The organism is Candidatus Solirubrobacter pratensis, assembly GCF_000425945.1.
GTDB lineage: Bacteria > Actinomycetota > Thermoleophilia > Solirubrobacterales > Solirubrobacteraceae > Solirubrobacter > Solirubrobacter pratensis.
This window is the reverse complement of the sequence record NZ_AUEK01000008.1, coordinates 24,947-45,335: the sequence shown is the minus strand read 5'-3', so window position 1 is coordinate 45,335 and position 20,389 is coordinate 24,947. Positions and strand designations below refer to the sequence as shown.

At 72.6% G+C, this 20,389-nt stretch carries 22 protein-coding genes and 1 riboswitch; of the genes, 11 read left to right on the top strand and 11 right to left on the bottom strand.

Annotation, left to right across the window (positions count from 1 at the left end):
• Window positions 1-28: 28 nt before the first annotated feature.
• Window positions 29-1,153, top strand: a complete 1,125-nt coding sequence (locus H958_RS0110525) for a 5-methyltetrahydropteroyltriglutamate--homocysteine S-methyltransferase (RefSeq protein ID WP_028058644.1) — start codon at window positions 29-31, stop codon at window positions 1,151-1,153.
• A 9-nt stretch (window positions 1,154-1,162) separates the two neighbouring features.
• On the opposite strand, the gene H958_RS0110520 is transcribed toward H958_RS0110525, so the two are convergent.
• The 5 genes from H958_RS0110520 to H958_RS36330 all read right to left on the bottom strand — a co-directional run bounded on the left by H958_RS0110520 (window position 1,163) and on the right by H958_RS36330 (window position 7,773).
• Window positions 1,163-2,563 (bottom strand): DHA2 family efflux MFS transporter permease subunit, encoded by a 1,401-nt coding sequence (locus tag H958_RS0110520; RefSeq protein WP_028058643.1) that lies wholly within the window; start codon window positions 2,561-2,563, stop codon window positions 1,163-1,165.
• A gap of 6 nt (window positions 2,564-2,569) precedes the next feature.
• Window positions 2,570-3,931, bottom strand: a complete 1,362-nt coding sequence (locus H958_RS44995; RefSeq protein WP_081685773.1) for an Ig-like domain-containing protein — start codon at window positions 3,929-3,931, stop codon at window positions 2,570-2,572.
• Between the two features lie 1,318 nt (window positions 3,932-5,249).
• Entirely contained in the window at window positions 5,250-5,990 is a 741-nt protein-coding gene (locus H958_RS36335) for a dihydrofolate reductase family protein (protein ID WP_051324075.1), read from the bottom strand.
• A gap of 238 nt (window positions 5,991-6,228) precedes the next feature.
• On the bottom strand, window positions 6,229-6,792 hold the full coding sequence (locus H958_RS0110485; protein ID WP_028058642.1) for a DNA-3-methyladenine glycosylase I: 564 nt from the start codon (window positions 6,790-6,792) through the stop codon (window positions 6,229-6,231).
• A gap of 78 nt (window positions 6,793-6,870) precedes the next feature.
• Window positions 6,871-7,773 (bottom strand): LLM class flavin-dependent oxidoreductase, encoded by a 903-nt coding sequence (locus tag H958_RS36330; RefSeq protein WP_051324074.1) that lies wholly within the window; start codon window positions 7,771-7,773, stop codon window positions 6,871-6,873.
• A gap of 71 nt (window positions 7,774-7,844) precedes the next feature.
• On the opposite strand from H958_RS36330, the gene H958_RS0110475 reads away from it, so the two are divergent.
• From H958_RS0110475 to H958_RS36325, 3 genes are read left to right on the top strand one after another with little or no spacing between them, the layout of a single operon-like run.
• Complete coding sequence (locus tag H958_RS0110475; RefSeq protein ID WP_028058641.1) at window positions 7,845-8,303, top strand: hypothetical protein; 459 nt, start codon at window positions 7,845-7,847, stop codon at window positions 8,301-8,303.
• Between the two features lie 3 nt (window positions 8,304-8,306).
• The gene (gene glpX, locus H958_RS0110470) at window positions 8,307-9,314 is read left to right on the top strand and encodes a class II fructose-bisphosphatase (RefSeq protein WP_028058640.1); all 1,008 of its coding nucleotides are present in this window, start codon (window positions 8,307-8,309) and stop codon (window positions 9,312-9,314) included.
• Window positions 9,311-10,432, top strand: coding sequence for an alpha/beta hydrolase (locus tag H958_RS36325; protein ID WP_081685772.1), 1,122 nt, complete (start codon window positions 9,311-9,313; stop codon window positions 10,430-10,432). Before glpX ends, H958_RS36325 begins: the two co-directional genes overlap by 4 nt.
• Here the strand turns inward: H958_RS36325 and H958_RS0110460 are convergent.
• A complete protein-coding gene (locus H958_RS0110460; protein WP_028058639.1) occupies window positions 10,325-11,044 on the bottom strand; it encodes a hypothetical protein in 720 nt (239 codons plus the stop codon). The genes H958_RS36325 and H958_RS0110460 overlap by 108 nt on opposite strands.
• A gap of 87 nt (window positions 11,045-11,131) precedes the next feature.
• Here H958_RS0110460 and H958_RS0110455 point away from each other — a divergent pair, with 87 nt between their 5' ends.
• Complete coding sequence (locus H958_RS0110455; RefSeq protein ID WP_028058638.1) at window positions 11,132-11,971, top strand: DICT sensory domain-containing protein; 840 nt, start codon at window positions 11,132-11,134, stop codon at window positions 11,969-11,971.
• On the opposite strand, the gene H958_RS43125 is transcribed toward H958_RS0110455, so the two are convergent.
• The gene (locus H958_RS43125; protein WP_081685770.1) at window positions 11,947-12,645 is read right to left on the bottom strand and encodes a septal ring lytic transglycosylase RlpA family protein; all 699 of its coding nucleotides are present in this window, start codon (window positions 12,643-12,645) and stop codon (window positions 11,947-11,949) included. The genes H958_RS0110455 and H958_RS43125 overlap by 25 nt on opposite strands.
• Window positions 12,645-12,796, bottom strand: a riboswitch (cyclic di-AMP (ydaO/yuaA leader). It overlaps the preceding gene by 1 nt.
• Window positions 12,797-12,798: 2 nt before the next feature.
• Window positions 12,799-13,224: a hypothetical protein gene (locus tag H958_RS0110445; protein WP_028058637.1), complete on the bottom strand. Its 426-nt coding sequence runs from the start codon at window positions 13,222-13,224 to the stop codon at window positions 12,799-12,801.
• 209 nt (window positions 13,225-13,433) lie between these two features.
• Here H958_RS0110445 and H958_RS0110440 point away from each other — a divergent pair, with 209 nt between their 5' ends.
• From H958_RS0110440 to H958_RS0110430, 3 genes are all read left to right on the top strand, one after another.
• Window positions 13,434-14,534, top strand: coding sequence for a sigma-70 family RNA polymerase sigma factor (locus tag H958_RS0110440; RefSeq protein WP_081685769.1), 1,101 nt, complete (start codon window positions 13,434-13,436; stop codon window positions 14,532-14,534).
• Between the two features lie 128 nt (window positions 14,535-14,662).
• The gene (locus H958_RS0110435; protein WP_028058635.1) at window positions 14,663-15,880 is read left to right on the top strand and encodes a type IV pilus twitching motility protein PilT; all 1,218 of its coding nucleotides are present in this window, start codon (window positions 14,663-14,665) and stop codon (window positions 15,878-15,880) included.
• Window positions 15,881-15,921: 41 nt separating this feature from the next.
• Window positions 15,922-16,635 carry an AIM24 family protein gene (locus H958_RS0110430; protein ID WP_028058634.1) on the top strand — a complete coding sequence of 238 codons (714 nt, stop codon included), beginning with the start codon at window positions 15,922-15,924 and terminating at the stop codon, window positions 16,633-16,635.
• A 6-nt stretch (window positions 16,636-16,641) separates the two neighbouring features.
• On the opposite strand, the gene H958_RS36315 is transcribed toward H958_RS0110430, so the two are convergent.
• Window positions 16,642-17,076 (bottom strand): winged helix-turn-helix transcriptional regulator, encoded by a 435-nt coding sequence (locus H958_RS36315; protein ID WP_051324072.1) that lies wholly within the window; start codon window positions 17,074-17,076, stop codon window positions 16,642-16,644.
• A gap of 144 nt (window positions 17,077-17,220) precedes the next feature.
• Between H958_RS36315 and H958_RS36310 the strand changes: the two genes are divergently transcribed.
• Window positions 17,221-18,111: a S1C family serine protease gene (locus H958_RS36310; protein ID WP_081685768.1), complete on the top strand. Its 891-nt coding sequence runs from the start codon at window positions 17,221-17,223 to the stop codon at window positions 18,109-18,111.
• A 74-nt stretch (window positions 18,112-18,185) separates the two neighbouring features.
• Here H958_RS36310 and H958_RS0110415 read toward each other — a convergent pair whose 3' ends face one another.
• The gene (locus H958_RS0110415; RefSeq protein WP_028058633.1) at window positions 18,186-18,425 is read right to left on the bottom strand and encodes a hypothetical protein; all 240 of its coding nucleotides are present in this window, start codon (window positions 18,423-18,425) and stop codon (window positions 18,186-18,188) included.
• Between the two features lie 44 nt (window positions 18,426-18,469).
• Window positions 18,470-19,354 carry a sigma-70 family RNA polymerase sigma factor gene (locus H958_RS0110410; protein WP_196807304.1) on the bottom strand — a complete coding sequence of 295 codons (885 nt, stop codon included), beginning with the start codon at window positions 19,352-19,354 and terminating at the stop codon, window positions 18,470-18,472.
• A gap of 183 nt (window positions 19,355-19,537) precedes the next feature.
• Between H958_RS0110410 and H958_RS36305 the strand changes: the two genes are divergently transcribed.
• Window positions 19,538-19,876, top strand: coding sequence for an Hsp20/alpha crystallin family protein (locus H958_RS36305; protein WP_196807303.1), 339 nt, complete (start codon window positions 19,538-19,540; stop codon window positions 19,874-19,876).
• 146 nt (window positions 19,877-20,022) lie between these two features.
• Window positions 20,023-20,376 carry a winged helix-turn-helix transcriptional regulator gene (locus H958_RS0110400; RefSeq protein WP_028058631.1) on the top strand — a complete coding sequence of 118 codons (354 nt, stop codon included), beginning with the start codon at window positions 20,023-20,025 and terminating at the stop codon, window positions 20,374-20,376.
• The last annotated feature ends 13 nt before the right edge of the window (window positions 20,377-20,389 follow it).

Below are 20,389 nucleotides of genomic sequence, written 5' to 3'. Positions count from 1 at the left end.
GCAGCACCGTACGCGGTATCAAGGGGGCATGGCTCAGCGCACGAAGCCCCCGTTCAGGGCCGACCACGTCGGCAGCCTCCTGCGTCCGGACCGCCTGCACCAGGCGCGCGCGGAGTACAAGGCCGGCCGCATCGATCTCGACGCGCTGCGCGCGGTCGAGGACGACGCGGTCCGCGAGGTGATCGCGCTCCAGCGCGACGCCGGCCTGCAGACCGTCACCGACGGCGAGCAGCGCCGCACCTCGTGGCACATGGACTTCATCTACTCGCTCGGCGGGATCGAGCAGGTCTCCGGCGAGTCGCTGCACGTCCAGTTCCACAACGAGGAGGGGACGTACGACTACGCGCCGCCGGCGATGAAGGTCGCCGGCAAGGTGACGCTGCCGGAGACGATCTTCGCCGGCGCGTTCACGTTCCTGCGCGAGAACGCCTTCGAGGGGCAGACGCCGAAGCTCACGATCCCGTCGCCGAGCATGGTCCACTACCGCGGCGGCAACTCGTCGATCGACTCGTCCGTCTACCCGGACATCGGCGAGTTCTGGACCGACCTCACGGCCGCCTACAACCGGCAGATGCGCGGCGTCTACGAGCTCGGCTGCCGCTACCTGCAGCTCGACGACACGAGCCTCGCCTACATCAACGACCCGGCTCAGCGCGAGCACATCGAGGCGATCGGCGGCGACCCGGCGCACCTGCACGAGCAGTACATCCGCAACATCAACCGCGCGCTGGCGGGCCGGCCCGACGACCTCACGGTCACGACGCACCTCTGCCGCGGCAACAACCAGTCGATGTGGGCGGCCGAGGGCGGCTACGACTTCGTCGCCGAGGCGCTCTTCAACGACCTCGAGGTCGACGGCTACTTCCTCGAGTACGACGACGAGCGCTCGGGCACGTTCGAGCCGCTGCGCTTCGTGCCCAAGGGCAAGCAGGTCGTGCTCGGGCTGGTCACCACCAAGCGCCCGCAGCTCGAGGACAAGGACATGCTCAAGCGCCGGATCGACGAGGCGTCCAAGTACGTCGACCGCGACCAGCTCTCGATCTCCGGCCAGTGCGGCTTCTCCTCGACCGAGGAGGGCAACAAGCTGACGATCGACGAGGAGGCCGCGAAGCTGCGGCTGATCGTCGAGGTCGCGGACGAGGTGTGGGGCTGAGCCCCTGACCTACGCCGGCGCGGGCTCCGGGACGGGAGCGCGACGCGGAAGCAGCAGCGCGGGGACGATGGCGACGGCGGTCACCGCGAGCGCCCAGGCGAACGCGGTGCCCATCGGATCGCCGAGGTCGCCGCGCGCCGCCGCCGGGGTGTCCTCGAGCGCGCTGAGCGTGCGGCCGTCGAGGCCGTGCTCGAGGACCAGGGCCAGCAGCGCGATGCCGATCGATGCGCCCGTGCGCTGCACGATCTCCAGCGCGCTCGCCGCGCGCGCGACCTGCGCCGGCGGCAGCGCCTGGTAGGCGGCGGCCATCGCGGGCATCAGCGTCGCGCCCATCCCGGCCCCGCGGAGCACGAGGCCGATGCCGAGCAGCCAGCCCGGCACGTCGCGCGCGACGAGCGCGAACGGAACCGTCCCGACGGCGACGAGCGCGAGGCCGGGCATCACGATCGCGCCCGCTCCGATGCGGTCGGTGAGCTTGCCGGCGACCGGCATCGTGAGCATCGCGCCGATCGCCTGCGGCAGCAGGAGCAGGCCGGCGTCGAGCGCGCTCAGATCGCGCGCGAGCTGGTAGTAGAGCGCGAGCAGCAGCATCGAGCCGAAGAAGGCGCCGCTGAAGAGCAGGACGGTCGCGGTCGCCGCGGCGACGGTGCGGTCGGCGAGGATGCGCAGGTCGATCAGCGGATGCTCGGTGCGCAGCGCGTGACGGGCGAAGGCGGCGATCAGGAGGGCGCCGGCCGGCAGCGCGACCGGGGCGCCGTCGCCTGACAGTCCCAGGACGAGGGCCGCCAGCCCAGGGGAGAGCAGCGCGGCGCCGGTGAGGTCGAGCGGACCCGCGCCCTCCGGCCTCTCGCGCGGCAGGATGCGCGCGGCCAGCGCCAGGGTGAGCGCGCCGAGCGGGACGTTGATGAAGAAGATCAGCCGCCACGTCGCGCCGTCGACCAGCGCGCCGCCGACGATCGGGCCGGCCGCGGGAGCGAGCAGCATCGGGATGCCGACGAGCGCCATCACCCGGCCCATCCGGTCCTGCCCCGCCGCGCGTGCGAGGATCGTCATGCCGACCGGCATCACCATCCCTCCGCCGAGCCCCTGCAGCACGCGGAAGGCGATCAGCGTGCCCGCCGACCAGGCGGCGCCGGAGAGGATCGAGCCGAGCGTGAAGACGGCGATCGCGGACATGAAGACGCGCCGCGTGCCGAAGCGGTCGACCGCCCACCCCGTCAGCGGGATCACGGCCGCGAGCGCGAGCAGGTAGGCCGTCGAGACCCACTGGATCGTCGTCAGCGGCGAGTCGAACACGACCGCGAGCCGGTCGATCGCGATGTTGACGATCGTCGTGTCGAGGATCGTCATCACGGCGCCGCAGACGACCACGGCCGCCGCGGCGAGAACAGGGCGGCCGAGGTCGCGCACGGGCGGCTAGCGCGTCCGCCCGGTGCGGCTCGTCGCCGACGTCGGGGCCATGACGTCGTTGCCGGTGAACCGGGCGCTGAACTTGAGCCGGTCCTTGCCGGGCCGGTGCGAGAACGTGATCCGCAGCCGGTACTCGCACACGCGCGAGACGCTCGCATGACGGGTGGCGACCGTCTTGGTCCCCGACTTGACCGTGATCGTCATCTGGCCCTGGCTGCAGCCCTGCGAGCGCGCGACCGGCGTCGGCAGGCCGAGGGCGCCGCTGAGGTTGAAGCGGTACGGCGCCTTGCGGTCGCGCGCCGGGGAGAGCTTGAGTGAGAGCGAGCGTGGGGTGAAGCGGCCGACGGTGACCGCCTGGATCGCGCTCGTCGTCTGGTCGGCCGTGTCGATCGCCCGGGCGCTGAGGGTGTCGCGGCCGACGTCGCCGCCGCGCGGCGCGTACGCGCAGGTGTACGGCGCGGCGGTGTCCTCGCACACGAGCCGGTCGTCGTCGAAGAACTGGACCTTGGCGATGCCACGGTCGTCGGTCGCGGTGACGGCGAGCGTGGTCGGACCGGAGGCCGGGAGGTTCGCGCCGGAGGACGGCGCCGTCCACGCGACCGCGGGCGGGCGGTCGTCGGCGCCGCCGACGACCGGCTCGCGCGTGACGTTCTCGCAGTCGGCGGCGACCTGGTCGAGCTGGTCGGCCCGCACGGTGTCGGTCCCGGTGCCGCACGAGACGCGGTCGGCGTACCCGTCGCGCGCGTCGATCGTGTCGTTCTCGGGGCCGCCCTGGAGCATGTCGCTGCCGGCGCCGCCGGTGATCGTCCCGCCGCCTCCGGCGAGGCTGAGCATGTTGCCCGCGTCGCTGCCGGTGATCGTCGCGGTGCCGCCGGCGCCCGGGTTGGCGGAGACGTCCTCGACGTCGGAGCGGACGTTGTCGCCCTCGTTCGGCGCGCCGTCGTCGGGCAGGTCGTTGAGCGAGATCGTGAGCGGCGTGCCGGTGTAGTCGGCGTGGTCCAGCCCGGCGCCCCCGTTGATCGAGTCGGCGCCCGCGTTGCCGGTGAGGCGGTCGTCACCGTCGCCGCCGCTGAGCGTGTCCGCGGCGGCGCCACCGGTCAGGGTGTCGTTGCCCGCGCCGCCTGAGAGCGTCGCCCGCGCGGCGGTCAGGCCCGACGCGTCAAGGGTGTCGTCGCCGTCGCCGCCGTCGGCGGTCACGCCGGTGATCCCGTTGCAGGTGAACGTGGTGCCGAGCACGGGCCCCGTGCAGCCGGTGGCGGTGATCGCGTCATTGTCAGCCGCGCCGCGCTGCACCTCGATCGAGCCGAGGGACCCCTCGGTGAACGTGACGACGTTCGTCCTGCCCGGGTCCCCGGTGTAGTTCAGCACTGACCCTGTCTTGGTCAACGTGGCTGCTTGCGCGCTCGCGGGCGCTGTGAGCAGAAGAAGAGCGAAGACGACGATCCGGCGCATCATGCGCCCGACCCTACCCACTGGCGCGAGAACGGAGCCCTTCGCTCGGCGGCGGGCGTGCGGGGGCGAACTTTCGAACCGGGTCGCCGTTCGCGCCGGCGACAACGTCGGCGTATCCGCTCTCGAGCGACGAGGCGCGAGCCCGGTCTGGATGCGTACGCGGCGAGCGCGTGGGGGACGAGATCGCGAGGCTCGACGATCTCGTGGTGCCGGCGATGGGACCTGGCAGGCGCGCATCGCCGTGGCCGACGCCGCGGGCAACTTCGACGAAGGGAATTCGGCGATCGCAGGCCATCTCCGGCTGGACACGCAGCGACCGGCGGCCGTCCTGATTCCCCCGGACCCTTCCGATCCGACCCGGATCAGAGTGCAGGCAACCGATGCGACCTCCGGCGTCGCGCGCGTGGAGATCGAGGCACGCAGGCGGGGCGACCGGAGCTGGACCGTGCTGGACGTAGGCCGGACGGGACAGACGTTCGCGGCTGTGGTCGATGACGATGTGATGCCGGCCGGGACATACGATCTTCGTGCTCACGCCATCGACGGAGCCGGGAACGAGTTCACGACGACGACGATCCCGGACGGGCGCCCACTCGCCCTCGAGCTTCCTGCGCGCGAGAGGAGCCGCATGACCGTGACGCGGCGCGGGCACGGCCCGCGGTCGGTCGCCCGAGTCTCGCTCAGGTACCGGCAGAGCATCGCGTTGGCCGGACGTTTGAGCGATTCCACCGGCAAGCCGCGAGCAAGCTCGCCGATCGCCGTGCTCGAGCGTGTCGGGGACGACCGTGCCGCCTGGCGAGCTCTGACGACGCTTCGTACGTCGCGTCACGGCACGTTCGTGTTTCGGCCGGCGTCCGGCCCCGCGCGCACGCTGCGGTTCCGATATGCCGGCGACCCGACGACGCGGTCGGCCGCGGCGGACGTCGAGCTGGCGGTTCGCGCCGGCGCGACCCTGGCCTCCAACCGCGCCGGCGTGCGCAACGGCGCGAGCGTCACATTCCGCGGGCGCTTGCTGGGAGGTCCGTTGCCGGCTGCCGGAGGACGTTCGCCACCGCTCGCGCGAGAGGACGACGAGGTCGGTGGAGCTACCGGTACCGCTTCACCGGTACGAGGATCACGACCCGTTACGCCTTTCGTGCGGTCGTGCCCGAGGAGGCGGGCCACCCGTTCAAGCGGGGTGTGTCTGCCGTCGAATACGTTCGCGTGCGAGCTGGGTAGCCGGGAGCTCGGTCCGCTACGACGCGGGTCCGATCCGGTAACGCAGGAACAGCTCATCCCCCGCCTGCAACGTCCATTGCAGCCCGAGCGCGACGGGCGCGCCGAGCGGCGGCCCTCCGATCACCCGCCGCTCTTCGCCGCCGACCAACTCCGGCGAGAGCGTGAGGAAGAGCTCGTCGACGAGCCCTTGATCCAGCAGGCCGCGGAACAGCGTCGGGCCGCCCTCCGACAGCAGCGCGCGCACGCCGCGCCGGCGCAGGTCGGCGAGCGCCGCCGCGGACGAGTACGGGTCGAGCGTCACGACCTCCACCGGCGCCGGCACGTCCGGAGCCTCGCCGTAGACCGCCGTGTAGATCAGCACCGGCTGCTCGGAAGCGTCGAAGACGGCCGCCTCCCACGGCACGTCGAAGCTGCGCGAGAACAGCACCAGCGGCGGGTCGGCGACCTGACCGGCGGCGATCCGGCGCTCGCGCCGCTGGGGGTTGCCCACGAGCCGGCCGTAGCCCTCGACCCGGATCGTGCCGGGGCCGACGAGCACCGCGTCCGCGATCGTCCGCAGCGCCAGCAGCATCTCCAGGTCGGCCTCGCTGCCGAGCTCGCGCGAGCTGCCCTCACGCGTTGCGCGCCCGTCGGCGCTCTCGACGAAGTTCATGAACAGATAGGGGCGCGCGTCGCCGGCGAGGTCGCCGAGCCGCGCTTCGCGCAGCAGGTCCTCGGCGGCGACGGGCAGCCCCGGGGGGCGCAGTCGCTCGTACACGCCGCCATCAAATCAGCCGCCGCGAAAGGTCGTGCTCGCCGCGTCGCCGTCGGGATCGACTTCGACCACTCGCACGTGCGCGTGGCGATCGCGGACCTCGCCCACGAGATCTCGCCGAGGCGAGCGAGCCGCTACGTGGCCGAGCCGCAGGCCCTGTGAAGAACCGCGCCGCCGACGAGCACCACCGCCGGCGCCGCGCCGAGCCGCTCGTACGTGGTCGACGCGCCGTCGGCGGAGATCACGTGCCCGCCGGGCATCCCTCGATGTGGTCGTCGACGAGGCCGCACGCCTGCATCAGCGCGTACGCGGTCGTCGGCCCGACGAACTTGAAGCCGCGCCGCTTGAGCTCCTTCGCCATCGCCTTGGACTCGGGCGTGACGGCGGGAACCTCGGCTCGCGAGCGCGGCCGCCGGTGCGACGCGGGCGCGAACGACCACAGCAGCTCGCTCAGGTCGACCTCCAGCGCCGCGCGCGCGTTGACGATCGCCGCCTCGATCTTCGCGCGGTTGCGGACGATCCCGGGGTCGCCCATCAAGCGCGCGACGTCGTGCTCGCCGAACGCCGCCACGCGCTCGATCTCGAAGCCGGCGAACGCGGCACGGAAATGCTCGCGCTTGCGCAGGATCGTGATCCACGACAGCCCCGACTGGAACGCCTCCAGGCAGAGCTTCTCGTAGAGCGAGCGAGCGTCGCGCACGGGCACGCCCCACTCGCGGTCGTGGTAGGCGGCGTACTCCTCCGACGACGCACCCCACCAGCAGCGCTCGACGCCGTCCGGGCCGACGGCCAGCGCATCAGACATCGGCGCACCCCGCGCGGGAGAATCGCCCGCTGGGCGATTGCTCCCAGCGACGCGAGCCTTCTGGGCGAGTCGTCGCCGTCATGGCGCCCATGCCTCCAGCAGCTCGCCGACGCGATCGGGCGGGCAGACCGGCGTGAGGATCGGCGTGTCGATGCCGGCCGAGGCGAACTCGCCGAGCCGCTCGCGCTGCTCCTCCGGCGAGCCGAAGACGAACACCTCGCGCACCAGGTCCTCGGGCGCGAGCTCGGCCGCGCGGCGCCGGTCGCCCGCGTTCCACGCCTCGACCATCGGGTCGATCCGCTCGCCCCAGCCGTGCGCGCGGAAGAACGCCTCGTAGACCGGCACCGTCGCGTAGGCGGCGAGCATCCGCTTGGCCGCGGCGACGTCGTGATCGGGGAAGCAGAAGAAGCGGCAGGCGATCTCGACGTCGGCTCCCACGGCGGCGACGACGTCGGGCACCGCCGACAGCGGCGTGAAGTTCAGGATCGCGCCGTCGCCCACCTCGCCCGCGAGCGCGAGCATCCGGTCGCGCAGCGCCGCGAGGAAGATCGGCACCGGAGCCGGCTGCTCGAGCTTGAAGCCGCCCCGCCCGCGCTCGCCGGCGAGCACCGGCCGCAGCTCGCGCACCGCGTCGCGCATCCGTGCGAGCGGGCGCTCGAACGGCACGCCGTTCCACTTCTCGACGATCACGTCCGAGGAGGAGCCGAGGCCGAGCACGAAGCGCCCGCGCGAGGCGTCGTGCAGCGCCGCCGCACTCTGCGCGATCAGGGCGCGCCCGCGCGTGTAGGGATTGACGATCGCGGTGCCGAGCCGCATCCGCTCGGTCCACGCCGCGGCCAGGACGAGCGGCGTGAAGCCGTCGACGCCGGTGGCCTCGGCGCTCCACAGGTCGTCGTAGCCGAGCGCCTCGGCGCGCCGCAGCAGGTCGCCGTGATCCGCCAGCGGGACGCCGGTGAACGGGATGGTGAGGCCCCACCGCATCGCGGCGCACCATATACGCGGACGCGCAAGCGCCGCCTCTCCCGGGCGACACCGGGTAGGCTCACGGCCGAATGCAGCTCGTCCGCCTGGGACGCGCAGAGGCGCTCGCGGTGCTCGGCGGGCTCCTGCTCGCGCTCGGGCTCTCCCTCCCGTGGTACCGCACCAACCCGGACAACGCGAACGCTCGAATCGACGGGGCGCGCGGGTCCGTCACCGGGTGGGAGTCGCACCCGATCCTGCACTGGCCGCTGCTGCTCGCCGCGGCGGCGCCGCTCATCCTCGCCTGGGTCGTCGTCCGCGACCACCAGCTGTCGTGGCCGCGCGGGGAGCTGACGGCGGTGGTCGCGATGATCGCCGTCGTCCTGGTCCTCTACGTCGGCGTCGTGGATCGCCCGGGCGAGCCCTCGGGACAGATCCAGCTCCGGCTCGGCTGGTACCTCGCCGTGCTCGGCGCGCTGCTGGAGATCGCCGGCGGAGCGATCCGCGCCGGCGGCACCGAACGTCCCCGAAAGCCACCTGGAGTGCTGTGAACCATGGCCGCTCGCCGCGATGAAGACATGCCCCCCGACCGCAACCTCGCGCTCGAGCTCGTGCGCGTGACCGAGGCGGCCGCGCTGCAGGCGGCGCGGATGGTCGGCATGGGCGACAAGGAGGCCGCCGACCAGGCCGCCGTCGACGGCATGCACGCCGTGCTGCACACGATCCACATGGACGGCGTCGTGGTGATCGGCGAGGGCGAGAAGGACGAGGCGCCGATGCTCGCCAACGGCGAGGAGGTCGGCGACGGCACGCCGCCGTACGTCGACATCGCGGTCGACCCGCTGGAAGGCACGCGGCTCGCGGCCGCGGGCCGCCCGAACGCGCTGTCGGTGATCGCGCTGGCCGAGCGCGGCTCGATGTTCGACCCCGGGCCTGTCTTCTATATGGAGAAGATGGCGGGCCGTGACGAGATCGCCGACCTGCTCGACCTCGACCGCCCGCTCGGCAGGACGGTCGAGCTCGTGGCCGAGCGGCGCGGTGTCGAGGTGCGCGACGTGATGGTCGTCGTGCTCGACCGCCCGCGCCACGAGGAGGGCATCAAGGCGATCCGCGACGCCGGCGCGCGCGTGCGCCTGATCACCGACGGCGACGTCGCGGGAGCGCTGCTGGCCGCCGCGCCGGACCGGCCCGTGGACCTGCTGTGGGGGATCGGCGGCACGCCCGAGGGCGTCATCTCCGCCGCGGCGCTCAAGTGCTACGGGGGCGGGCTGATCGGGCGGCTGTGGCCGCGCGACGACGACGAGCGCAGGCGCGCCGAGGATGCGGGGTACGACGTCGGCAAGGTGCTCACCCACGACGACCTGGTCAAGGGCTCCAACTGCTTCTTCTCCGCGACCGGCGTGACCGACGGCGACGTGCTCGCGGGCGTCCGCTACGAGGGCGCGCGCGGCGCGACGACCGAGTCGCTCGTGATGCGCAGCCGCTCCGGCACCGTGCGGCGGATCCAGTCGCGCCACGACCGCACGAAGCTGCGCGACCTGACCGGATACCGCATGGGATGAACGCCCGCGCGCGAGTGACGCGGCGCACCGGCCCGTGGCTCGGCCGGCTCTCGCCGCGCGCCCAGATCCTGCTCTCGGGCCGGCCGCCGGTCGAGATCGACGGCCAGCGCCTGGATCCGGAGGTGCAGCTGCTGCTCTCGTTGCGCGAGCGGATGCAGCCGCCGATCTGGGACGCGTCGATGACCGTCGAGCGCGGGCGCGCGGTGACGCGCGAGGAGGCGTGGATCGCCGCCGGCCCGCGCGCGATCGAGGTGGCGGAGGTGCGCGACCTGACCGCCGCGGGACTGCGCGCACGCCTGTACGTGCCCGACGAGCCCGGCCCGCACCCGCTGCTCGTCTACTTCCACGGCGGCGGCTTCGTCGCGGGCGACCTGGACACGCACGACGCGCCCTGCCGCGTGCTCTGCCGCCACGGCGGCGTGCGCGTCCTGAGCGTCGACTACCGGCTCGCGCCGGAGCATCCGTTCCCGGCGTGGGTCGAGGACGCGCTCGCGGCCTACGACTGGGCGTGCGAGAACGCGGCGGCGCTCGGCGCCGACCCGCGGCGCGTCGCCGTCAGCGGGGACAGCGCGGGCGGGAACCTCGCCGCCCTGATCGCGCAGGAGCGCCGCCCCGGGCCGGCGCTGCAGCTGCTGATCTACCCGTCCGTCGACATGACGCGCATGCGCCGCTCGCACGAGCTGTTCGGCGACGGGTTCTTCCTCACCAGCGCGCTGATCGAGTGGTACGCGGGGCACTTCCTGCCCGAGGGCGCCGACGCCGCCGACATCCGCCGCTCGCCATTGCTGGCTCCCGACGTGTCCGGCGTCGCGCCGGCGATCGTCGTCAACGCCGGCTTCGACCCGCTGCGCGACGAGGGCGAGGCCTACGCCGCGCGCCTGCGCGACGCCGGCGTGCCCGTGCTGGCGCACCGCTTCCGCGGCCTCTTCCACGGCTTCATCAACTCCGTCGGCGTCAGCCCCGCGTGCCGCGGCGCCCTGACCGAGGTCGCCGGGATGCTCAGGGCGCAGCTAGCGGCGCAGGCGCAGCAAGGCGACGACCGCGCCGGCGAGTCCGGCGAGCACCGCGGCAACGGCCGGCCATGGGGTGTCGCCGACGTTGACCGGGCGCACCGGTGAGCGCGCGAAGCGGCCGACGGCGGACTCCTCGAGCTCCAGCTTGGCCAGCGAGCGCAGGAAGCCGTGCGTGACGAGCACGTGGATCCGCGACTGCGTCTGCGCGTAGAACCAGCGCGCGATCCAGTGCGCGATCGCGGGATAGAAGTTCGCGACCTCGACCTCCACGTGTGCGCGCGCGAAGCCCGGCCGTTCAGCCGGCATCCGGCGCACGTCGATCTCGAGGAAGCCGCGGTTGCGCTTGGCCACGAGCAGGCCGCTCTGGATGTACCAGCGCACGATCCCGCGGTCGGCCGAGAGCTCGTACTCGGGCGCGCCCATGCGAAGCAGCACGAACGGGCGGCGCAGGAGCACGACCGCGCGCTCGTCGGCCGTGTAGACGACGCGGATCAGCCCCAGCGTCACGCGCGAGAGGTACTTCCAGTACGTGCGCGCGAGACGCTCCAGGTGCTCGGCGGTCCAGATCTCGTCCAGCTCGGCCTGCGGCATGTCGACGTTGGCCGCCTGGATCGACCGCACCGCGCCGCTCGCGTCCATCACCGTGTGCCGCTCGGGGTCGGCGATCGTCGCGTGCGCGATGCGCCGGTGCTCGCGGGTCCGGTCGAGAAGCCTCATCTGGCCCTTCCACGATAGGTCAGTGCGGCCACAACGTGGAATCCCGATCGGTCGCCGCGCCGTATGGGATGCGAGGCTTCCCGACTCGTGAACTCGTTCTCGCTTGCAATCAAGGACGTCGCGGAGCAGACCGGTCTTGCCGCGGGCACGATCCGCATGTGGGAGCAGCGCTATGGCTTCCCCGAGCCCGCCCGGACCCCTGGCGGCTACCGCGTCTACACGCGCCAGGACGTGATCACGCTCAAGCGGGTCGTCGCGTTCCGCGGCCGCGGGCTCTCCGTGCCGGCCGCCCTCGAGCGGGCGCGCGCGATGGACGCCGCGACCGACCGGCCGTCGATCTTCGGCGCGATCGCATCCGGCGACTCGCCGGTCCGGCCGCAGCGCCTGCGGCGCCGGACCATGCTCGCGCTCTCGCAGGCGATCGAGGACGAGGCGATGGCGCGCGCCGCCGGCCCGATCGTGGTGGCCTCGTTCCAGGCCGAGGCCAATTACCGCGCGGTCGAGCACCGCTACCGCCGGCTGGCGCGGGTGGCGGACGCGGTCGCCGTGTTCGCGCGCTTCCCGGAGCTGCGCGCCGAGCGCGACGATCACCCGGTGGAGATCCCCGTGGAGCCGGCGGACGCGCTCGGGCACGAGTGGGCGGTGATCGTCGACGCGCCGGGCTTCGGCGCCTGCCTCGTCGGGTGGGAGACGTCCGCCCGCGCGGGCGGCGAGCGCGTGTTCGAGGCGATCTGGACGATGGACGCGGCGGTCGTGCGCCAGGGGATCCAGGTCGGCGCCGTGCTCGCGAGCCGCGTGTCCCCGGCGCTCGGCGGCCGGATCGAGGCGCTGCTGGTGGACCGCCCGCTGGCGGTCGACGCGCCCGCGTCGGGGCTCACCGCGCTGACGAACCGGATCGTCGGCTACATGGACGCCGCGGACGGCTGAGTCCGCAGCCGGACGGCGCCGAGCTGGGTCGTCGTCGTGATGCCGAGCGTGAGCGCGGCGGCCTGCGTGAGGTCCCACTCGGCGCCGGTCACGCCGTAAGGACCGCGGTCGATCACAGGCAGGACGATCGAGCGCCCGCCGTAGGTGATCGCGACCTGCGCGCCGCAGGGCAGGGTGCGGTGGGCGAGGCCCTGGATGTCGGGCGTGAGCGCCATGCCGCACGCGGTCTGCTTGCCGAAGAAGCCGGGGCCGTACCAGGTCGCCAGCGCGGGCTTGTAGACGGTGACGTTCAGCGCCGCCGCCGTCGTGTGGAGGATCGCGCGCAGCGCCGCCGGGCCGATGTGGTCGGGGCGCCAGCGCGCGACGTAGGCGCCGCTCGCGTCCGCCCGCGCGCTGGTCAGCCCGCGCCAGCGCCGTGTCCTGGGATCCAGGCGCTGCAGCCGCACCACGCGACCGGCCGGTGCGTTGCCGCTGAAGCGGGCGACCTGCCCGAGCGTCTGGTCAGGCAGAGCGCTGACCGTCAGGCCGTTGACACTCGCGGTGACGGCTTGCGCGACGGGCGCCATCACGGGCGCGGCCACGCCGCCGGCAGCCGGCGCCATCGCCTGGGCGCGGGCGGTGGGGGCCAGCGCCAAGCAGGCGCAGACCAGGCTCGTGGATACGCGGGCGATCATCGTGCTTCCTCTGACGCCTGCGGGGTTACTGACGGCTCGCGCTGAGGAAGCAGCGCTACAGCATGAGCCGATTCGCCCCTGCGACCGGATGGCCGCTTCGGGTCCCCCGCTCGCCACCGCTGACCCGGTGGCGACTCGGCGGCGGGAAAGCTATCAGGGGCGCGGGATCCTGTCGACGGCGCGCTTGAGGACCTGCCCGCCGACCGTCAGGCCGATGCGGGCGAGCTCGCCCGTCGCCTGGATCGCGGTCGTCACGAGCTCGGTGCCCGAAGGTGCCCCGATCGGGTGGTCGGCCGGAGGTTCCGACACCTTCGGGCTCTTCAGCGGCGGGCAGCCTGCGCTCACGGCGACCGGCTTGTGCTCCGCAGCGGCCGCCGGCTTGCGCCGCTTCGGCGCGGGTGCCTTGGCACGCGGCGGCTTGGGCTTGGCGGGGCGCGGCCCGCGCGGTTGCGCGGTTGCGACCGTGACCTCGCGCCGGGTCCGGCTGAAGCGTTCCGGACGCGTCGCCGGCAGGCTTCCCAGCACGCTGTCCTGCTCGCCGCGGGGCGTGTCCGTGGACTTGGTGCGGTCGTCCGCCACGGCGCCTAAGTCTAGGCCCCTATCATGTCAATTAGAGGACCGAGCCCCCGCACGCGCCCTGTACGCGAAAGGCCGCAGAGAGATCGGCCGATCCGCGGGTGGAACTCGCCATTCACAGCGCCTAGACTCAGCCGCGACGACATCAGTCGCGCGGGTCAATCCATCCAGAAAGGCCGGCTCTCAAAGAGCCTCGCTAGAACGGGACATCCATGTCAGTTGTGGATTTGCAGGAACTCGAAGAAGTCAAGGGCCTGATCCTCAAGGGTCAGCAGGTGGGCGTGCTCACGTTCGCCGAGATCACGTCCGCGCTGGCGGAGGTCGATATCGACGAGACGGACATCGAGGAGTTGCACGCGTTCCTCGAGCGTTCAGAGATCGAGCTGGTCGAGGAGATCGATCCCGCGCTGGCCGCCGGGCAGGAAGATCGCGCGCCCGACAAGCGCGGACGCCGCAAGGCGAAGACCACGATCGACCTCAAGCCCGACATGACGACCGATTCCCTTCAGCTGTTCCTGAAGGACATCGGGAAGGTCCGGCTCCTCACGGCCCAGGAGGAGGTCGACCTCGCGCGCCGGATCGAGCGCGGGGATCTGGACGCCAAGCAGAAGATGGTCGAGTCCAACCTGCGGCTCGTCGTCTCCATCGCGAAGAACTACCGAAACCAAGGACTGCCGTTCCTGGACCTGATCCAGGAGGGGACGCTCGGTCTCGTTCGCGCGGCGGAGAAGTTCGACTACCGCAAGGGCTTCAAGTTCTCGACCTACGCCACGTGGTGGATCCGCCAGGCGATCGCCCGCGCGCTGGCCGACAAGGCGCGGACGATACGCATCCCGGTCCACGTGGTGGAGAAGCTCAACAAGATCGGCCGCGCCGAGCGCAAGCTCGTCACCGAGCTCGGCCGCGAGCCGACGCCCGTCGAGATCGCCGAAGTCACCGGCATCGATCCGGAGGAGGTCGACTCGATCAAGCGCTCCGCGCAGGCGCCGGTCTCGCTCGAGAAGCCGGTCGGCGACGAGGAGGAGTCGGAGTTCGGCCAGTTCATCGCCGACGAGCGTGCCGAGTCGCCGTACGAGCGCGCTGCGGAGATCCTCACCAAGGAGGCGCTCCGCGAGGCGTTGGAGAACCTCTCCTACCGCGAGCGCCGAGTACTGGAGCTGCGGTACGGCCTCGGCGGCGAGCACCCGCGCACGCTCGACGAGGTCGGGCGCACGTTCAACGTGACGCGCGAGCGCATCCGCCAGATCGAGAACCAGTCGCTGAAGAAGCTGCAGAGCCTCGCCGAGGCGCAGAAGCTTCGCGACGTGGCGTAGCTGATCGGTTCGTAGCAGTCGTACGTGGCGTGGCGGTCGATCCGCCCGTCACGTGCGCCGGCACGGTCGCGGACGCCATGTCCGTCCGGCTCAAGGGCTCGCCCCGGAGGGCCGATGAGTACCTCGTCATGGCTTTTGATCTCGACCATGCCCTGCGCTATCTCATCGCCGCGGAGGGCTCCGACCTGCACCTCAAGGTCCCGTCGTATCCGCTCATCCGGCTGCACGGGCACCTCGAGCCGATCCCGGGGACCGAGCGGCTGTTCCCTGAGGACACGCGCACCGCGCTCGCGCAGATGCTCGAGGACCAGGACAAGCTGGCCGAGTTCGAGGCCGACAACGAGGTCGACTTCTCGTACTCCGTCGAGGGGCTCGGGCGCTTCCGCGTCAACGCGTTCCTGCAGCGCGGATCGGTCTCGATCGTCATGCGCGCGATCCCGGTCGTGATCAAGTCCGTCGACGAGCTCGGGCTGCCTGAGGCGGTCACGGCGCTCGCCGAGGAGGAGCGCGGGATCATCCTGCTGACCGGCACGACCGGCTCGGGCAAGTCGACCACGCTCGCCGCGATGATCGACCACATGAACCGGACGATGCACAAGCACATCGTCACGATCGAGGACCCGATCGAGTTCCTGCACCGCGACCGCAACTCGATCGTCAACCAGCGCGAGGTCGGGCAGGACACCGCGTCGTTCAAGCGCGCGCTGCGCCGTGTCCTGCGCCAGGATCCCGACGTGATCCTCGTCGGCGAGATGCGCGACGAGGAGACCGTCCACACCGCGCTGTCGGCGGCGGAGACCGGGCACCTCGTGCTCTCGACGCTGCACACCGTCGACGCGCCCGAGACCGTCAACCGGATCATCGACTTCTTCCCGCCGCACCAGCAGCAGCAGGCGCGCGCGATGATCGCCGGCACGCTGAAGGGGATCGTCTCCCAGCGGCTCGTGCGCACCACGGACGGGCACGGCCGCGTCGCGTGCTGCGAGATCATGGTCATGACCGGCCGCGTGCACGACATGATCCTGGACCCGAAGCTGACGGGCCAGCTGCCGGAGGTCGTCGCCGAGGGCGCGTACTACGGCATGCAGACCTTCGACCAGCACCTGCTCAAGCACCTGCGCGCGGGACGGATCACGTTCGAGGAGGCGATGCGCGCCGCGACGTCGCCGCACGACTTCAAGCTCATGGTCGCCGCAGAGGGCCCGCTTCCCACGCCGGGCGCTCCGGCCGAGCCGGAGTACACCGCGACCGTGACGCCGCCCGCGCCCCCGGCGCCGGTCTCCGTCCCTGCGACGCCGTCCGCGCCGCCGCCCCCGTCGGCTCCGCCGCCGGGGATGTTTTCATGAGAGCTTGACGAAAGCGATGGCGCCGGACAGGCTTCGGCGCCATGCAGACCACGCTCGCGCAGTTCAATGAGACGCAGTCGCAGGACGCCTTCGCGCTTCAGAACTCCAAGCTGCTCAAGGTCCGGCTCGAAGCGGTCACGATCCAGGCCAAGCTCGGCTCGATGGTCGCCTATCAAGGCGACGTCGCGTTCGAGCATGCCGGGTCGGGCGGTCTTGGACGGATGCTCAAGAAGGCGGTGTCCGGCGAGGGCATCGAGCTGATGAAGGTGACGGGCTCGGGCGAGGTCTTCCTGGCCGACACCGCGCAGGACATCCACCTGCTCTACCTCGAGAACGACCTCATCACGGTCAACGGGCCGAACCTGCTCGCGTTCGACTCGGGCATCGACTGGGACATCAAGCGCGTCGAGGGCGCCAGCGGGATGATGGGCGGCGGGCTCTTCAACATGAGCCTGCACGGCACGGGCTGGGTCGCGATCATCTCCGACGGGCCGCCGGTGCGGCTCGACGTCGCCGCGGCGCCGACGTTCGCCGACGTCCAGGCCGCGATCACCTGGTCCTCGGGCGTCACGACCGGGATCAGGACGGACTTCAAGATGAAGAACCTGATCGGCCGGGCGTCCGGCGAGTCGATCCAGATGTCGTTCGCCGGCGAGGGCTGGGTGCTCGTGCAGCCGTCCGAGGGGCGCGTGGAAGCGGCGTCCCAGGGCTCGGGCTCGAGCTCCCGCGGCCTGGGCTCGCTCCTGAACGGCTGAGGCCGGTCAGACGTAGACGAGGTCGTCCTCGTCGGGGTCGTCCACGACGACCCCGCACGTGGGACACCACCAGCGCGCCTCCAACGCGGAGCCACACGTCTCGTGGCGGTACGGCTCCGCGCCGGCGCCGGTGCGCGCGCCCCAGTCGGCGAGCAGCCGCAGCGCGCCGGCGAGCTCTCGGCCCGACTCGGAGAGCTCGTACGCGAACCGCGGCGGGCGCTCCGAGTAGGGCTGCGCGACCACGAGCGCCTGCTCGGTCAGCGCCTTCAGGCGGGCGGAGAGGACGTTGGGAGCGATCCCCGCCAGCTCCTCCTGCAGCTCGTTGAAGCGCTTGGGGCCTTCGAGGAGAGCGGCGACGACGAGCAGGGTCCAGCGGTCGCCGACGCGTGCCAGGGCGTCCGCGAGGGGCGTGGTGGGAGCGCTGGAGCGGCGGCGTTTCATCGCGCAACGCAGCGTACCGCCGGGCCGGGGATGTCGCCTGCGGTCTGCGAGCCGGGCACCGCGTCTCCGGTCTCTGCCGCCGCGCGCATCGTGCGGCTCTGATACGGTGACTTGCAGTTTGCAAGTGACTATGGAGCGCGAGCGATGAATCAGGTTCTGGAAGCGATCCAGGAGGCGGTTGCCGGGGTGGCCGAGCGGGTCGGACCCGCGGTGGTCGGGCTCGGGCGCGGCTGGGCCCGCGGGTCCGGCGTGGTGATCGGCGAGGGGCGGGTCCTGACCGCGGCGCACGTGCTCCGCGGCGACGAGGCGACGGTCACGTTCGCCGACGGGCGCATTGCCGCCGGGCGCGTGCTCGGCGCCGACACGGACCTGGACGTCGCCGTCGTGGAGACGGAGACGGGCGACGCGCCGGTGGTCGAGTGGGATGCCGACGCCGTCGTGCAGCTGTCGGTGGGTACGCCGGTGCTCGCGCTGGCCAATCCCGGCGGTCACGGCCTGCGGACGACGTTCGGCCTCGTGACCGCGACCGGCCGCTCGTTCCGCGGGCCGCGCGGGCGGCGGATCCCCGGCTCGATAGAGCACTCGGCACCGCTGCCGCGCGGCTCGTCCGGTGGTCCGCTCGTCGATTCCGATGGGCGCCTGCTCGGCTTGAACGCGGTCCGGCGCGAGGGCGGGCTGATCCTCGCGGTGCCCGCCGATGACGCGCTGCGGCGGCGCGTCGACGCGCTCGCTCGTGGGGAGGCCGCCGAGCGGCCGCGGCTCGGCGTCGCACTCGCGCACCCACGCTCAGCCCGCAAGCTGCGCGCCGCGGTGGGGCTCCCGGAGCGCGACGGCGTGCTCGTCCGCGGCGTCGTGGACGACTCGCCCGCCGCGCGCGCGGGGATCGAGCGGGGCGACCTGATCGTGGCCGCCGCCGGCAAGGACGTCGCCGCGGTCGACGACCTCTTCGACGCCCTCGACGGCGCGCCGGCAACGGTCACGCTCCGCCTCGTCCGCGGGGCCGAGGAGCGCGACGTCGAGGTCGCGCTCGGCTGAGCCCGCGCGATGGCGAGGCCCCGCGGCGACGAGGTGACGGCCGGATCGCCGCGCGCGACGGCCGTCTGCGCGAACTAGCGGGCGAGGAGGATCGTCGGCGGCGTCATCGGGTCGCGCACCCAACTCGCCGGACCGGCGGGCGGGGACGTCTCGGCCGCGGTGCCGCCGCTCGCGGTGCCGCCGCCCCCGCCGCCCGGCAGGCTCACGCGCAGGGCACCGAGGTCGGCGGACATGAGCGCCATCGCGAACGCCAGCAGGAGCGCCAGCATGGCGGCGCGCAGCAGTTGGCGCGGCGGCGGATGAAGAGCGTGCATCGGTCTCGGTCCTCCTTCCATGGTCGGTGTCTCTGCGAAGTGGACTAAGCCGCGCGCCCCGGATCGTCAACGCCGGCCTCCGCCGCCAGCTTCGCCAGTGCGCGGCGCTCGATCTGGCGCACGCGCTCGGCGCTCACGCCGAGCCGCGCGCCGACGTCGCGCAGCGACTCCTCCTCGCCGTCGAGTCCGTAGCGGGCGCGCAGGACGTCGCGTTCGCGGTCCGAGAGCCCGGCCAGCAGCGCGTGGAGCTCTTCGACCTCGATCGCCGCGAGGACGCGCTCGTACTCGCCTTCGGCGAGCGGGTCGACGAGCAGCTCGCCGAGGCTGCCGAGCGCGCCGCCGGCCGGTTCATCGAGCGAGCGCGCCGGGCGCTCGGTGGCCAGCAGCTGCTCGACCTGCTCGATGCTCAGGGCCGCCCGCTCGGCGAGCATGGCCGGGCTCGCCTCGCCGTCGCGCTCGAGCGCCTCGCGCAGCTTCGCCAGATGCCGCATCGCGCGATCGGAGAGCACGACGGGGCGCGCGAGCTCGGACACCAGCTGCTGCATCGCGTGCCGGACCCACCAGGAGGCGTAGCCCCAGAACGGGATCCCGCGATCCGGCTCGTAGCCCTCGAGCGCGCGCAAGAGCCCGACGACGCCTTCCTGCAACAGCTCCAGGCGCTCGACGTGCGCGCCGCGATAGGTCCGCGCCGTCGTCGCGATCAGCGGCATGAACGCCTCCACCAGCTGCGCCCGCGCGCTGTCGTCACCCGCCTTCGCACGCCGCGCGAGCTGCAGCTCGGCGTCCGGCGCGAGCAGCGCGCGGTGCTCGAGCGCGTCGGCGTAGCGCATCGCGCCCGGCGACCGCGACGGACGCCGCCGGCCGAGATCCGACGCGAGCTCGCGATCCAGGCACTGCCCGCGGCCGATGTCGTCCTCGTGCTCGATCACGTGATTCATCTTGGCGGGGTTGACACTCCCGGCGACCCGTCTTAGTACCCGAAGCGGAAGGGTCTCCCCCCGAGGAGACGAGTCGACACCGAAAGGAGGAAGCCTCCGAAGATGCTGTGGAGCGATCCGTTCGCCTCGTTCCCCTTCGCGCCCTTGCCGCGCGGCTCTGCGTTTCTGCCGCCGGTGGACGTGTCCGTCAGCGGCGGCGATCTGGTGCTCACCTTGGATCTGCCCGGGCTGACGACCGATGACATCGACATCGAGCTCGCGAACGACGCCCTCACCGTCCGCGGCGCGCGCAAGCGCCCGCAGCTCGAGGACGGCACGACATGGGCGCACGCCGAGCGCACTTTCGGGGCCTTCGAGCGCACGTTCCGGGTGCCCAGAGGGGTCGACCCCGACAGCATCACGGCGAGCATGGAGAACGGCGTGCTCTCGCTGATCGTCCCCAGGCCCGACCGGCTGCAGCCGAAGAAGATCGCGATCGGCGAGCAGCGCGAGCTGGAGGCGGCGACGGCCTGAGCCGCAGCCTGGGCGGCCCGCTGCGCGGCGGTGGATCGGGGCCATCGAGCCCACCGCCCTCCCTCCGAGGGCACGACCGCCGGCCGGCGGGCCTGGCCCATGAAGTCACTTCAGTTCGTAAAGCACTGCGGTAGACTGAGGGGGAGATGCCCGATCCCGACTGCCCCGTCTGCCGCACCGCCGACATCGTGTGCGGGAAGTGGACGTTGCTGATCGTCCGCGATCTCGCGGAAGGGCGGTCCCGGTTCTGCGAGCTGGAGCGCTCCCTGGGCGGCATCTCGCCCCGCACGCTCTCCCTTCGCCTGCGCGCACTCGAGGAGGAGCGGATCGTCGAGCGCCGCACGTACCCCGAGGTCCCGCCGCGCGTCGAGTACGCGCTGACCGAGAAGGGCCGCGCGCTCGTCCCGATCATCGACAGCATGCGCACGTACGGGACCGAGTGGCTGGGCGCGCCGGGCAAGTGCGCCGAGACGCCTGAGCCCGCCGCCGTCGCCGCCTGATCGCCCGCGCGAG